Annotated in this window: 13 protein-coding genes; 11 read left to right on the top strand and 2 right to left on the bottom strand. The window is 63.6% G+C overall.

Annotation, left to right across the window (positions count from 1 at the left end):
* Positions 1-2: 2 nt before the first annotated feature.
* Complete coding sequence (locus C1H69_RS18670) at positions 3-1,589, bottom strand: bifunctional GNAT family N-acetyltransferase/carbon-nitrogen hydrolase family protein (RefSeq protein WP_102654873.1); 1,587 nt, start codon at positions 1,587-1,589, stop codon at positions 3-5.
* Between the two features lie 258 nt (positions 1,590-1,847).
* On the opposite strand from C1H69_RS18670, the gene C1H69_RS18665 reads away from it, so the two are divergent.
* The 4 genes from C1H69_RS18665 (at position 1,848) to C1H69_RS18650 (ending at position 6,336) form a co-directional block, all read left to right on the top strand.
* Positions 1,848-3,029, top strand: coding sequence for an ABC transporter ATP-binding protein (locus tag C1H69_RS18665; RefSeq protein ID WP_102654872.1), 1,182 nt, complete (start codon positions 1,848-1,850; stop codon positions 3,027-3,029).
* Positions 3,026-4,318, top strand: a complete 1,293-nt coding sequence (locus C1H69_RS18660; protein WP_102654871.1) for an ABC transporter substrate-binding protein — start codon at positions 3,026-3,028, stop codon at positions 4,316-4,318. The genes C1H69_RS18665 and C1H69_RS18660 overlap by 4 nt, the downstream gene beginning before the upstream one ends.
* Before the next feature lie 286 nt (positions 4,319-4,604).
* Positions 4,605-5,465, top strand: a complete 861-nt coding sequence (locus C1H69_RS18655) for a carbohydrate ABC transporter permease (RefSeq protein WP_102654870.1) — start codon at positions 4,605-4,607, stop codon at positions 5,463-5,465.
* A 28-nt stretch (positions 5,466-5,493) separates the two neighbouring features.
* The gene (locus tag C1H69_RS18650; RefSeq protein ID WP_102654869.1) at positions 5,494-6,336 is read left to right on the top strand and encodes a carbohydrate ABC transporter permease; all 843 of its coding nucleotides are present in this window, start codon (positions 5,494-5,496) and stop codon (positions 6,334-6,336) included.
* 135 nt (positions 6,337-6,471) lie between these two features.
* On the opposite strand, the gene C1H69_RS18645 is transcribed toward C1H69_RS18650, so the two are convergent.
* Positions 6,472-7,431 (bottom strand): LysR family transcriptional regulator, encoded by a 960-nt coding sequence (locus C1H69_RS18645; protein WP_102654868.1) that lies wholly within the window; start codon positions 7,429-7,431, stop codon positions 6,472-6,474.
* 109 nt (positions 7,432-7,540) lie between these two features.
* Between C1H69_RS18645 and C1H69_RS18640 the strand changes: the two genes are divergently transcribed.
* The 7 genes from C1H69_RS18640 (at position 7,541) to C1H69_RS18610 (ending at position 14,692) form a co-directional block, all read left to right on the top strand.
* Positions 7,541-8,674, top strand: coding sequence for an ABC transporter ATP-binding protein (locus tag C1H69_RS18640; protein WP_102654867.1), 1,134 nt, complete (start codon positions 7,541-7,543; stop codon positions 8,672-8,674).
* 35 nt (positions 8,675-8,709) lie between these two features.
* Positions 8,710-9,408, top strand: coding sequence for an HAD-IA family hydrolase (locus tag C1H69_RS18635; RefSeq protein WP_102654866.1), 699 nt, complete (start codon positions 8,710-8,712; stop codon positions 9,406-9,408).
* A 1-nt stretch (position 9,409) separates the two neighbouring features.
* Positions 9,410-10,717, top strand: coding sequence for an NAD(P)/FAD-dependent oxidoreductase (locus C1H69_RS18630; protein WP_102654865.1), 1,308 nt, complete (start codon positions 9,410-9,412; stop codon positions 10,715-10,717).
* 227 nt (positions 10,718-10,944) lie between these two features.
* A complete protein-coding gene (locus C1H69_RS18625) occupies positions 10,945-12,000 on the top strand; it encodes an ABC transporter substrate-binding protein (RefSeq protein ID WP_240610002.1) in 1,056 nt (351 codons plus the stop codon).
* A gap of 114 nt (positions 12,001-12,114) precedes the next feature.
* Positions 12,115-13,017, top strand: a complete 903-nt coding sequence (locus tag C1H69_RS18620) for an ABC transporter permease (RefSeq protein ID WP_240610001.1) — start codon at positions 12,115-12,117, stop codon at positions 13,015-13,017.
* Positions 13,014-13,805 (top strand): ABC transporter permease, encoded by a 792-nt coding sequence (locus C1H69_RS18615; protein ID WP_102654864.1) that lies wholly within the window; start codon positions 13,014-13,016, stop codon positions 13,803-13,805. Before C1H69_RS18620 ends, C1H69_RS18615 begins: the two co-directional genes overlap by 4 nt.
* Positions 13,806-13,861: 56 nt before the next feature.
* A complete protein-coding gene (locus tag C1H69_RS18610) occupies positions 13,862-14,692 on the top strand; it encodes a GNAT family N-acetyltransferase (RefSeq protein WP_102654863.1) in 831 nt (276 codons plus the stop codon).
* Positions 14,693-14,703: the final 11 nt, after the last annotated feature.

The raw sequence follows: 14,703 nt of genomic DNA, 5'->3' as shown, positions 1-14,703 counted from the left end.
CTTCAGTGCTCCTCGGGGGTGGCCCCCGGCGTCAGGCTGCCGGACTTCCAGGACCAGTCGCGCCAGCGCAGGTCGAACAGGTCCTTGCGCCGGTCCTTGAGGTTGGTCACCGAGCCTTCGGCACGCACCACGGTAAGCCGGGTCAGGTCCAGGTCCGAGAAGATGACCATCTCGGTATTGGGGGTGCTCTCCGAGAGCACTGCGTCGTGTGGGAAGGCGAAGTCCGACGGCGTGAACACCGACGATTGGGCGTACTGGATATCGAGATTGCGGATCGAGGGCACGTTGCCGACGCTGCCGCACAGTACCACGTAGCACTCGTTCTCGATGGCCCGCGCCTGGGCGCAGTGGCGCACCCGCAGGTAGCCGTTCTTGGTGTCGGTCCAGAAGGGCACGAAGAGGATGTCCATGTCCTGGTCGGCCAGCAGGCGGCCAAGCTCGGGAAACTCCACGTCGTAGCAGATCAGGATGCCCACGCGGCCGGCATCGGTCTCGAACACGCGCAGCTCGTCGCCGCCTTCGATCACCCACTCCCGGCGTTCCTGCGGGGTGATGTGCAGCTTGGCCTGTTGTTCGATGGTGCCGTCGCGATGGCACAGGTAGCTGATGTTGTAGAGCCGGTCGTCCTCGCCCACCTCGATCATCGAACCCGCGACGATGTTGATGTTGTAGGAGACCGCCATGCGCGACAGCTCGGTCTTGAACTGTTCGGTGAAGCCGGCCAGGAAGCGGATGGCGGCCAGTTGGTCCTGCTGGGTGGCACGGTCCTGCAACCCCATCAGCGGGGCGTTGAACAGCTCGGGGAAGACCGCGAAATCGCTCTGGTAGTTGGAGAGGGCATCGACGAAGTACTCGACCTGCTGCAGCACCGCCTCCACCGAGGCGCACTCGCGCATCTGCCACTGCACGGCACCGATCCGCACCTGGGTGGGACGATTCTCCAGCACCCTCTCGGCGGGCTCGAAGAGGATGTTGTTCCACTCCAGCAGCGTGGCGTAGCCCTGGGACTTCTCGTCTTCCGGCAGGTACTTGCGCAGCAGGCGCTTGACGAGGAAGTCATTGGCCAGCTGGAACGACAGGATCGGATCGTGGATCTCCTTGCGTGCCACTTGCTCGATGTACTCGGCGGGCGAGAGTTCGTCGGCATGCTCGTGGTATTGGGGGATGCGCCCACCGGCGAGGATCGCCCGCAGGTTCATGGAACGGCACAGTTCCTTGCGTGCCTCGTAGAGGCGCCGGCCCAGCCGGTAGCCGCGGTAGTCGGGGTGGATCAGCACATCCAGCCCGTACATGGCATCGCCTTCCGGGTCGTTGAGGATGATCTCGCGGTTGCCGACCAGGTCGTCGTACTGGTGGGGGTTGGAGAATTCGTCGTAGTCGACCCGCACGGTCAGCGCGACGCCGACCAGACGTTCATCGTCCTCGATGGCGATCTGTCCATCGGGAAACTCCTGGATCAGCCGGTCGATGGAATGCTGTGGCCAGGCACCGCCAATATCGTCATAGACGGCATCCATCAGCGCCTTGAGCTGAGGGTAATCGTCCTGCGTCAGGTTGCGCAGGTTCAGATGCAGATCGTCGAGGGACATGGCGCGTCGGTTCCTGTCAGGGTGAAAGCCGAATTCTAGCATGGACCCGCCGGCTGCCGACCTGTTCCGAAGGCTTGGCCACACGGCGTCATGCGCCTGTCATATCAGTGAGTGAAGATGCACCGCAAAGAGGCCGAAGTGCGGCTACGCTGATTCAGGGAGGGTGATATGGGCAGCATGACGCTTGCGACCATGACAAGGGAAGCACCAAGACCAGACCTTCCTGATCCCTGTCGTGACAATGATGACGGGCGGGCCATGAACGACGACAAACGCATCCGGCTCGAGGCCGTGAGCAAGTCCTGGGGCGGCCAGGCCGCCGTGGACCGGATCTCCTTCGATGTCTCACCCGGGCAGTTCGTGATCCTGCTGGGCCCGTCGGGCTGCGGCAAGTCGACGACGCTGCGCATGATAGCCGGCCTCGAACAGGCCAGCGACGGGCGCATCCGGATCGGCGAGCGTGACGTGACGTACCTGCCGCCCGGGGATCGCGGCCTGAGCATGGTGTTCCAGTCCTATGCGCTGTTTCCCCACCTGAGCGTGGCCGACAACATCGTCTTCGGCCTGCGCAGCCGCAAGGTGCCCAGGGCCGAACGCCGGGAGCGGCTCGCCCGGGTGGCGCATCTGGTCGACCTGGAAGCCTACCTCGACCGCAAGCCGGCCCAGCTCTCGGGCGGGCAACGCCAGCGTGTGGCGCTGGCGCGTTCGATCATCTCCGAGCATCCCATCTGCCTGATGGACGAGCCGCTTTCCAACCTCGATGCCCGCCTGCGCGGCGAGATGCGCCGCGAGATCAAGGCCCTGCAGCAGCGGCTGGGCATGACGGTGATCTACGTGACCCACGACCAGGTGGAAGCCATGAGCATGGGAGACCGGGTGATCCTGATGGAGGCGGGACGCATCGTCCAGGACGCGACGCCCGACGAGCTATACAACCGGCCGGCCACGGCCTTCGCGGCAAGCTTCATCGGCAGCCCGGCGATGAACCTGGTGACACTCGCCGCCGCCGCCGATGGCGCCGTCATCGAGGGCGAGCCGCACTGTAGTGTGGCTTCCCATGACGCCAAGGGACACCTGCTGGGAGTGCGCCCCGAGGACATTGCCGTGCTGCCTGCCGATGCCAGCGGTGTGCCGGCCGAGGTGATCGATGCCGAGTACCTGGGTGCCGACAGCATCGTGCGGCTCAGGGTGGGCAACCAGGAACTGCGTGCGCGCCTGGACGGCGCTCCCGGCGTGGACGGGGGAACGGCCTGCCGCCTGCAATGGGCGCCCTCGGCGGCGCACTTCTTCAGTTCTGGAGACGGGCAGCGCCTGGCGCTCCAGGGATATGACCTGTCCGCGGCCCCCGGCCGCCTGAGACAGAATCAACCAGCGCAGAGAAGCGGGGTGGAAACCTCGCCCGGTCCTTCCGGAAACTACTCACCAGGAGTCAATCCATGAACGCACGCCTTGCCCCCGCACTGTGCGGCCTGGCCGCCGCCGGCTTGCTGACCGCCGGTCAGGCCGCCGCTCAAGACCCGGTCGAACTGACGATGTACTACCCCATTGCCGTCGGTGGTGCGTTGACCGACGTCATCGACGACCTGGTCGCGGACTTTCAGGCCGAGCATCCCGATATCTCGGTGAACGCCATCTATGCCGGCAACTATGACGATACCCGGGTGCGCGCCATGTCGGCCATCGAGGCGGGCGATGCTCCACAGCTTTCGGTGCTGTTCTCCATCGACCTCTTCGACCTGATCGAGCAGGACGCCATCGTGGCTTTCGACGATCTGGTGGAGAGTGACGAGGAGCGCGACTGGCTCGACAGCTTCTATCCCGGGCTGATGGAAAACGGCCAGCTCGACGGCCAGACCTATGGCATTCCCTTCCAGCGCTCCACCATCGTGCTCTACTGGAACAAGGATGCCTTCGAGGCCGCCGGGCTCGACCCCGAGACCCCGCCGGAGAACTGGGAAGAAATGGCCGAGATGGCCGCTGCCGTGCGTGAAGCCAGCGGCGGCGACCAGTGGGGCGTGATGGTGCCCTCCACCGGTTACCCCTACTGGATGTTCCAGGCGTTCGCCTTCCAGAACGGTCATCGACTGATGAGCGAAGACGGCACCGAGGTCTACTTCGACGACCCGGCTTCTATCGAGGCGCTGGAGTACTGGGTATCGCTCTCCCGGGAGCACCAGGCCATGCCCGACGGCACCATCGAGTGGGGCACCCTGCGCCAGAACTTCATCGAGCAGGCCACCGCCATGATGTGGCACACCACCGGCAACCTCACCGCGGTGCGCAACGAGGCGTCTTTCGACTTCGGCGTGGCCATGCTGCCGATGAACACCCAGCGGGGCAGCCCCACCGGCGGTGGCAACTTCTATATCTTCAACGACACCACCGAAGACGAACAGCGTGCCGCAATGACCTTCATCCGCTGGATGACGGACCCCGAGCGCGCCGCCGCCTGGTCGATCGAGACCGGTTATATGGGGGTCAGCCCCGACTCCTACGAGACCGAGCTGCTGCGTGACTACGTCGAGGACTTCCCGCCGGCGGCGGTGGCCCGCGACCAGCTCGAACACGGCACTGCGGAACTGGCCACCTACCAGGGCGGACGCGTACGCCGGGCGCTGGACAACGCCGTGCAGGCGGCGCTGACCGGGCAGGCGTCTCCCGAAGAGGCGTTGACACAGGCCCAGGCCGAAGCCGATGCGGCCCTGCGCCGCTATGCTCGCTCTCGCTGAGGCTTCGAAGACATAACGTCGAGAATTCGAACCGACGCAGACAGGGGGCCGGGGGCAAGGCCGAAGAGGAGGTCATTCGACAGGGGGGAGGCGGGAAGTTCTTCCCGGCGAACGGGCTGGCCATGGATGGCCAGCACCGGCCCTGCAAGCGGAGCAGGATGCGAGAGCGCCGCAGGTCGTATGTAGCGTCCAGGGAGGGATTCACAGCGCCTCCTCGCAGGCCTTGCCCCCGGTGCTGCCATGGCGCAGGAGGCCAATCCGAGTGATACAAAACGCCGATCGACGCATGCAGATCTACGGCGCGTTATTGTTGCTGCCGGCGGCGCTACTGCTGGCGACCTTCGCCTACCTGCCGACCGTCGCCACGCTGGTCAACAGCCTGTTCCTGCCCGGCTTTCGCGGCGAGCCCGCAGAGTTCGTCGGGCTCGAGAACTACCGGTTGCTGATAGAGGACCGAACCTTCTGGCGGGTGGCCCGCAACAACCTGATCTATGCGCTCGGCACGATTCCCACGTCCATCGCCCTGGCGCTGGGCATGGCCCTGTTCGTCAACGCCCGCCTGCCGGGGCGCGGCTTCGTGCGCATGGCCTACTTCACGCCGACCATCCTGCCCATGATCGCCGCCGCCAATATCTGGATGTTCTTCTACGCGCCGCAGATCGGCCTGTTCAACAAGATACTCGGAGCATTCGGCATGTCCGGGGTCAACTGGCTGGGCGACCCCGGCGTGGCGCTTGGCTCGGTGATCGTGATGACCGTATGGAAGGAGGCCGGTTTCTTCATGATCTTCTATCTGGCGGCATTGCAGAGCATCCCGCCGGAGCTCAAGGAGGCCTCGGACCTTGAAGGCTCCAGCCGCTGGAGCTTCTTCTGGCGGGTGACCTTCCCGTTGTTGATGCCCACGACCCTGTTCGTGCTGATCAATGCGCTGATCAACGCCGTGCGGGTGGTCGATCATCTGTTCATCCTCACCAAGGGCGGGCCCAACAACGCCACCAACCTGCTGCTCTACTACGTCTACGAGAACGCCTTCTCGTTCTTCGACCGCACCTACGCCGCCACCATCACCGTGGTGATTCTGCTGGTGCTGGCGGTGGTTGCCACGGTGAAGTTCACCATCCTCGACCGCAGGACGCACTATCAATGAGCGCACCATCCCTGCAGGAGGCGAGATCATGAGCCAAGCCAGCCTCTCCGCCGCCAGGAAGCTTGCGCTCCGTATGCCGAGTCTCGAGACCACAGCGGCCTGGCTGCTGGCGATCATCTGGGTATTCCCGCTGCTCTACGCATTCTGGGCGGCCTTCCACCCGGCGGCCTACATGGTGCGCTTCGACCTCTTCGCCCCGCTTACCCTGGAAAACTTCGCCAACGCCTGGGCCCAGGCGCCGTTCGCCCGCTATTACCTCAATACCTTCCTGCTGGTCACCGGGGTCGTGCTGGCGCAGTTCGTTGTCTGCACCCTGGCCGGCTTCGCCTTCGCCCGCTTTCCCATTCCCGGCAAGGACGTCCTGTTCATGCTGGTGCTGATCCAGCTGTTCGTCTTCCCCGAGGTGCTGATCGTCGAGAACTACCGAATCGCCAGCGGCCTGGGGCTGGTCGACACCATCACCGGCATCGGCTTGCCTTACGTGGCCAGCGCCTTCGGCATCTTCCTGCTGCGCCAGACCTTCAAGACCATTCCCCGGGAGCTGGAGGACGCCGCCCGGATCGAGGGCTGCGGCTGGATGGCGATCCTGCTCAAGGTCTACGTGCCGCTGGCCAAGCCCACCTACCTGGCCTACGGCCTGGTCTCGGTCAGCCACCACTGGAACAACTTCCTGTGGCCGCTGGTGGTCACCAATTCGGTGGAAAGCCGTCCGCTGACGGTGGGGCTCGGTATCTTCTCGGCACCCGAAACCGGCGTGAACTGGGCCACCGTCAGTGCCGCCACCCTGCTCAGCATCGCCCCGCTGCTGGTGGCATTTCTGCTGTTCCAGCGCCAGTTCGTGCAGTCGTTCCTGCGGGCGGGGATTCGGTAGGGGCGCGCTACACCTTCGCAAGTAGGCTTGTCATGGCGTCGAATACGGCTCGTTGCGCCAATGCTTGGTGTGTCCAGAATTCCAGAACTTCATCAAGGGCTGGGGCTGGTCGGTGAGCCGGGCAAGGTGGCCGAATTACAGGCGCGGTGTCATGAGCCGTTCCAGTTCCAGCTCGGGATAGCGTTCGACGACGCCGAGGAGATCGACACGGGTCTCTTCGATGATCCAGTCGCAAACCTCGGCGGCGGCAGTGGTCAGCGGTTTCTTGCGTGAGTGAATCAGGTGGCAGAGGCGTTCGGTGGCGATGGCCATGGGAGCGGCGGGGACCAGGGAGCCGATGTCGAGCCAGTGGGAGACGACGTTCAACCAGCCAACCGCGACGCCCTGTCCCAGCAGTGCCGCCTGCAGCACCACGGCATAGTCCGAGAAGACCAGTGAGTGCGCCGCGCCGTGCATGTCCTGGTGAAACGGAGGGAAGTGCTCGAACCAATCGATGCGGCTGTCACTCAGGCTGATCAGTGTGGTGGTGCCGTTGCCAGTCGGGCCTGGCAGATGCTGTTCGCGGTAGGCGGGGCTGCACACGGGGAGCAGGATTTCCGGGAGTATCAGGGCCGCCTGATGATGGATGTCCTCTCCGCTCACGAAGCGTATGCCCAGGTCGACATCGTCCACCGAACCACTGACGTAGCCCGAAATCAACTGGAAACGCAGATCGAGAGAGGGGAATTGCGCCTGCAGCTTGTGCATGCGCGGCATCAGCCAGTGGGTGGTGAACGCCGTCGAGACGGATAGCGTGACGGTCTCCAGGCCGGTGCTGCGAGCACGAATCTCCTGGATCGCCGCCTCGATGTCGCGAAAGCCGTCGGTCACTCCCCGATACAGGATGTCCCCACTCTCCGTCAGCATGGTGCCGCTGGGCGTGCGTACGAACAGCTTGACCTCCAGAGACTCCTCCAGCAGCGACAGCATGCGGCTGACCGCGGGCTGAGTGACGCCCAGCTCGGCCGCCGCCTTGGTGAAGTTGCCGCAGCGGGCAGCAGACTCGAAAACGAAGAGTGCGTTGGCGCTCGGTAGTTGTCGTCGCAATGTAGGCATGACTTCACGTTATGCCAGGTCCAAGAATTTCGCAATTGCCGGCTATCCGTCCTTCTGCTGTACTCATTCTCATCCAGTCATCATTCACAATAATAAGATGAGATTTTTCATGAGTGAGCGAGATAGCAAGGAGGATAGTGTCGGTGTCTCCATTCGTTCGGTCAGTAAACGCTATGGCGATACGGTAGCCCTCGACGATATAACCTTAAATATTGAGCCAGGAGAGTTTGTCTCGCTGTTGGGACCATCCGGCTCGGGCAAGACGACGCTCCTCGGGGCCTTGGGGGGCTTCGTGATGCCGTCGGCGGGATCGGTGTGGGTCGGCGATCAGGACATGACCTTCATGCCACCCCACAAGCGCAACATCGGCATCGTGTTCCAGAGCTATGCGCTGTTTCCACACATGAGCGTCGGTGAAAACGTGGCCTTTCCCCTGCGTGCCCGGCGTCTTCCCAAGTCCACCTGGCCTGAGCGGGTACGTCAGGCGTTGGCCATGGTCGAGCTGGACGGCTATCAGCAACGCGGCATCTCCCAACTCTCGGGCGGTCAGCGCCAGCGGGTGGCCCTGGCCCGGGCCATGGTCTTCGAACCGCGGCTGATTCTCATGGACGAGCCGCTGTCGGCGCTGGACAAGCAACTGCGCGAAACGATGCAGATAGAATTGCGGCAATTGCATCGCAAGCTCGGCGCGACCATCGTCTACGTGACCCACGACCAGCGCGAGGCGCTGACCATGAGCGACCGGGTGGCGATCCTCAAGGATGGCAAGCTGGTGCAGATCGGTGCGCCGCAGACGCTGCACAACGATCCCAGGGACTCCTTCGTGGCCAGCTTCATCGGCGACTCGACTCTGCTGCCGGTGACCCGGATCGACGATCACAATGTCAGGCTCGGCAAGGTCGCCATACGCTCGGCCAAGACGATACCCGGGCATGCTGGCGAGCACTCGGAATTGCTGCTGGCCATCCAGACCGAAAAGCTGCTGATCGACGATGGCCGACACGCCCCGGATGTCAACCGGCTGGCGTGCCGCATTCGCGAAGTCGTCTACCAGGGCGACAGTCTCAGGCTCTTTCTCGAGCTGGAGGATGGCACGCCGATCACGCTGCGCCAGCCCAGCCATCACACCGCTTACCACCAGATCCCACCGATCGGCGCAAGCCTGACAGTGGCCCTGCATCCGGAGGACACCATCGTCGTGCCTCGCGCCGGATGTCGACACACGGCGGCGAACGTCGCCTGACACAACAGCACAAGTAACAGGAGTCATTCACGATCATGGAACTTTCCAATTTCAAAGTTCTGACGTTCGACGTCGTGGGCACGCTGATCGATTTTGAGAAAGGGTTGCTGGAGGCGGTGCGTCGCATCGGTGGCGATGCCACCGATGCGCTTGGCGACAACACCATCTTCGAGGCATACAAGCGCGGGCGGGAGCGCTATCCGGGGCGCTCGAGCGGTGCCATGGCGGATGTCTATCGCTCCCTGGCCGGAGAGTTGGGGCTGCCCGGCGATACGGCGTCGGCCGAGGCCTTCCAGATGGCGGTATTCCGCTGGCCGGCTTTCGAGGATTCGGTGGCGGCGCTCAAGCGCTTGCGCAAGCATTATCGGCTGGTGGCCATGACCAATGCCGACCGTGTGGCGTTCTCCAGTTATTCGCATACCCTCGATGATCCATTCGACGACAGCGTGACGTGCGACGAGACCGGGGTGGCCAAGCCCGACCCGCTGTTCTTCGCCTACAACCGTGGGCGCCAGGCAGCCAATGGCTACAAGTTCTCGGACATCCTGCACGTCGCCCAGAGCCAGTATCACGATATCGGCATCGCCAAGACGCTCGGTTACACGACCTGTTGGATCGAGCGCCGTCAGGGCTTGTCGGGCTTCGGTGGCACGCCGGAGCCCGAGCAGATGACCACGCCGGATTTCCACTACCCGACGCTCAAGGCCCTGGCCGACGCCGTGGAGGGCGTGTGACATGAGTGAGCCGCTGCCAGGAGCCGAGGTTCCTTCCCTATGGCGCGACACGACAGGTGTGGAGGCGAGCTTTCCGCGTCTTGCCGGCGATGCCCGGGCCGATGTCGCCATCATCGGGGGAGGCTATACGGGACTGGCGGCGGCTCATCGCCTGGTGGAAAAAGGTATGGCGCCGATCGTGGTGGATGCCAACCCCATCGGCTGGGGGGCCAGCGGTCGCAATGGCGGCGTGGTATCGGCCAAGTTCCGATTGTCGTTTCCCGCCATCGCCGAGGCCCATGGCATGCCGGTGGCTCGCACCATGCACCGGCTTTGCCATCGGGCGGTGGACGAGGTGGCAGCGCTCATCGACGACTACGCGCTGACAAACGCCCGCTTCACGCGTTGCGGCAACCTGCGCTGCGCGCACACCGAACGGGCGCTGAGCACGATAGTCGATGAGGCGGAATGGATGCGGCGTGAGCTGGGAGACGGCTCGTTGCGGTGCTTGTCCGCTGACGAGGTGGCCGAGGAAACCGGCTCGCGTGCCTTCACCGGTGGCGTCCTGGCGAGCGGTGTCGGCTCCCTGCATCCGCTCGATTATGTGAGGGGTTTGGCCGGCGGTCTCGTCCGGCGGCACGGCGATATCGTCTTCGAGGGCAGCCCGGCGACCGGCATCCGCCGTGAGGGAGACGGAGTGCGTGTCATCACACCACGTGGGGAAATTGCGGCGCGGCAGGTGATCGTCACCACCAACGCCTATTCGGATCTCACCACCGTGAGTGCACCCATCAAGTCGCGCCTGGTGCCGTTTCGCAGTTCGATCATCGCTACCGATCCACTGCCCGTGGTGCTTCGGGAGCGCTTGTTGATCCATGAGAGGAGCTATGGCGAGACGCGCCGGATGATGCGCTGGTTCCGCAAGGTCGACGGGCGGCTGGTGTTCGGCGGGCGGGGGGCGTTCGGCAAACGTGACTCCGAGGTGGCGTTCGGTGCGTTGCGCAAGGCCATGGTGTCGTTGTTTCCAGAGCTTGCCGATGTCGGTATTGCCTACCGCTGGTCGGGGCACGTGGCGATGACGATGGATGGGTTGCCCCATGTCGGCAGACTCGACGACCGCTTGTGCTACGCGGTCGGCTACAACGGGGCCGGAGTGGCGATGTCCACGCTGCTCGGGCGCCTGGCGGCCGATTTCGCCATGGGTGACGCTCCCGAGGTGGCGCTGCTCGATGCCAACCGCCTCAAGGCCGTGCCCTGCTATCCCTTGCGCGAAGTAGGGGTGCGCATGGTCGCAGGGTGGTACCAGTTCCTCGATGCACTCGGGCGCTGACCGCTACCGACTGCACCACATGATAGCGGTAGTAAGGAAATGCTGAACAAATCGACGAGCGAGGTGAAGCGCAAGGCGCACGGAACGCAGGAACCGGAGCATATGCGGTATATGTGAGGATTCCGACCGGGCTGGCGCACCAGTACCGCGCAACGCGGTGATTCCCTCGCGTAGGCATTTGTGCAGTGTTTCCGTAACGACGATAGCGATAATAAGGAGATAACAAGATGAAGCACAATCGTTGCATGAACGTCACGTTGGGTTCATCCCTCTTGCTTGGCGCCGTTCTGGTGTCCTCTCAGAGTCTGGCGGCGGGGCAGATCACTTTCGTGTCCCAAGGGGGGGCCTACCAGGAAGCGCAGACGGTGGCGATACTCGACCCCGTTGCCGAGGCGCTGGGCATTACCATCCACCAGGACAGCGCGCCGGATGCCTGGCCGATGATCCGCACTCAAGGCACTACCGGGCAGGCGGTATGGGACGTGGTGGATACCCCACCTTTTCACTGTGTCAGGGGTGGGGAGCAGGGTTTGATCGAGCCCCTGGATTTCAGTCGGATTCCCAACGCGGAGTCGATGCCTGACGAGTACAAGACGCCCTACTCCGTCGCTTATGAGTTCTACTCCAGCGTGTTGGCCTACAACCCAGACGCTTTCGACGGCAATCCACCGCAGAGCTGGGCGGACTTCTGGAATGTCGAGGACTTCCCAGGCAATCGTTCGCTGCGCAATCACCCGCTTGGGACGCTGGAAGCCGCACTGATGGCCGATGGCGTGCCTCTCGATGAGCTTTATCCGCTGGATGTGGATCGAGCCTTCGGCAAGCTCGAGGAGATCAAGCCGCACATCACCACCTGGTGGACATCGGGCGGACAGTCCGCCCAGCTGCTTTACGATGGTGAAGTGGACATGGTGATGATGTGGAACGGTCGGGTCAGTGCCATCATCGAAGAGGGGGCGAGTGCCGACTTCACCTACAATGAGGGCATCCTTCAAAACACCCACCTGTGCATCATCAAGGGTGCGCCCAACCTGGACACCGCGATCGAGTTCCTCAATGCGGCCATCGATCCCGAGTACCAGGCCAATTTGCCATTGCACATCGATTACGGCCCCGGCAATCCGGCTGCCTTCGACACCGGCAAGATATCCGACGAGCGTGCCCAGGAGCTTCCCAGCTCTCCGGAGAACGCTGCCCTGCAGGTGCTGAGCTCATACGATTGGTGGACGTCTCCCGAAGGCGAGGAGGCGGAGCGGCGGTGGTTGGGTTTCATGCAGCAATAAGGGGAGCACGGGCATTTCCCCACGTGCGCTGGTGCCGTGCTCGAATGTTGCACGGCACCAGGACATGGCAACTCCCCATCCAGCTATTGTGGATCAGTTCAAAGGAGACGCGCGTTGAAAACGACTGCTGCTCATGAGGGCGCGTTTGGTCATATCGGCGTCGATCCCTCCCAGCGATATCAGCGCCGAGAACAAACGATCATGCTGGTGTTGATGCTGCCGGCGATCCTGGTGGTCTTCACGCTGCTGGTGGTGCCCATGGGATGGCTGTTCTGGCAGTCCCTGTATGCCGAGGGAGGCTTCAGCCTGGAGCATTACCGCCGGATTTTCAGCGAAGGGATCTACTGGAACACCTTCGCCCTGACGTTTCGTATCAGCTTTATCGTCACCCTGCTGGCACTGCTGATGGGCTATCCGGTTGCCTATGCCGCTTCGATACTGCCACAACGCTGGGCAATGCTGGTGCTGGCGCTGGTCATCCTGCCGTTCTGGACCAGCGTGCTGGTCAGGGCCTATGCCTGGCTGATCCTGTTGCAGCGCTCTGGGGTGGTCAACCAGACGCTGATGGCCAGCGGGATCACCGACGCCCCGCTGCCGCTGGTGCACAACGAGCTGGGCACGATCATCGCCACCGTGCACATTCTGCTGCCGTTCATGGTGCTGCCGCTGTACGCCACCATGCAGAAGATTCCCTACGACCTGATGCAGGCCGGGGCCAGCCTGGGCGGCAGTCCGCTGCATGTCTTCCTGCGCGTGTTCCTGCCCTTGTCGATGAGCGGCGTGCTCGCCGGCATGACCCTGGTCTTCGTGCTGTGCCTGGGCTTCTACATCACCCCGGAACTCATGGGGGGTGGACGTACGGTCATGGCGTCGATGCTGGTCAGCCGCAATATCCAGCTCTACAGCGACTGGGGGGCGGCTAGCGCAGTCAGCGTCGTGCTGCTGGTATGCGTACTGGCCATCTTCTACGTGGTCGGGCGCTTGATCTCACTTGAGAAGATACTCGGTGCGAAATGAACCATAAGCTATCCCTGGGGCGAATCCTCTTCATCGGCTATGTGGTACTGGTGCTGCTGTTCCTGATCCTGCCGGTGCTGATCGTGGTGCCGATGTCGTTCTCGGACAGCCGCTTCCTGTCGTTCCCGCCGTCCAGCTATTCGCTGCGCTGGTACGAGGCCTTCTTCGGCCATGCAGGCTGGATGTCGGCGGCCAGGACCAGCCTGATCGTGGCATGTGCCACGGCCTTGATCGCCACACCGATAGGCGTGGCGGCGGCCTATGCCATCAATGCGTCGTCGCACTGGATCATGCGCTACCTGAAGATCGTGCTGCTGCTGCCGCTGATCGTGCCGGTCATCATCGTTGCGGCGGGCGTGTTCTTCATCTATGCCCTGTCGGGGATGCTGCATACCATCCCGGGCTTGATCATGGCCGATGTGATGCTGGCCTTGCCCTATGTGGTGACGGCGGTGACGGCGGGCCTGCACGGCTTCGACAAGACCCAGGAGATGGTCGCCAGGAGTCTTGGCATGAACCGCTTCCGCAGCTTCATGACCGTCACCCTGCCGCAGATCAAGCCCAGCGTCCTGACCGGTGCCATCTTCGCCTTCATTCAGGCGTTGGACGAAACCATGGTGGCGCTGTTCATCTCGGGTGGGCGGAACCAGCCCCTGACGGTGCGCATGTTCACTGCGTTGCGCGACGAGATCGACCCCACCATCGCGGCTATCAGTACGCTGCTGACGGCGGGGTCCTTTGCACTGGTCATGATGATGGTGCTGGCGCGCAAGCAGACCCCGGCTTGAACGGGACAACAATCATTGCGGTCGTCTGGCCGCCGCGTCGATGGAGAGATCCTTGAATGAGCATACGGCTATTGCCGCTGGAAGCGAGACATCTCGACCAGGCCGTGGGCCTCTCCACTGCGGCGGGTTGGCCCCATCGCGGGCGCGATTGGCAGTTGCTGACCTCCCTTGGTGAGGGGCTGGCCCTGGTCGAGAACGAGCGGCTCGTCGCCACCGCCATGCATTGGTCGTTCGATCCTGGGTTGGCGACCTTGGGGATGGTGGTCGTATCGCCCATGTACCAACGTCGCGGCTTGGGCCGGAGGCTGATGGAAGCGGCGCTGGCCGGGATCGATGCATCGCGTGTCGAACTGCACGCCACCGCCGAGGGTACCGGCCTGTACCGGTCGCTGGGCTTCGTGGATATCGCCTGCGTGTGCCAGTGCCAGGGGTACGTCGTGACTGGCGCGCCGGTTGAGGAGCGGTATGTGGTACGTGCCGCACGGGCGTGTGACGTCGGGGCGCTGGTGGCGCTCGATGCGCAGGCTGTCGGTAGCCCTCGGCACCATCTGCTGTATGCCCTGCTGGAGCATGGCGAGGCCCTGGTCGTGGAGGAGGACGGCAGCCTGGCGGGATTCTCCATATGCCGCGAGTTCGGGCATGGCCACGTCATCGGCCCGGTCGTCGCCACCACGTTGCCTGTCGCCAAGCGGCTGGTCGAGAGTTGGCTCGAGCGCCTGAAGGGAGGCTTCGTGAGAGTGGATACCCCGGACCCGGAGTTGGCCGGCTGGCTCGGAGAGCGCGGGCTACGGGAGGTCGACCGTGTGCGTCGGATGACGCTCGGCGGCGAATCCGGCGCTGAAGGTTCCGCCATACGCTTCGCCCTTGCCAGCCAGGCACTGGGCTAATCGGAGAATCG

Source organism: Billgrantia endophytica, from assembly GCF_002879615.1.
GTDB lineage: Bacteria > Pseudomonadota > Gammaproteobacteria > Pseudomonadales > Halomonadaceae > Halomonas > Halomonas endophytica.
Note: the sequence above shows the minus strand (reverse complement) of the source record. Positions and strands in the feature narration are given on the sequence as shown.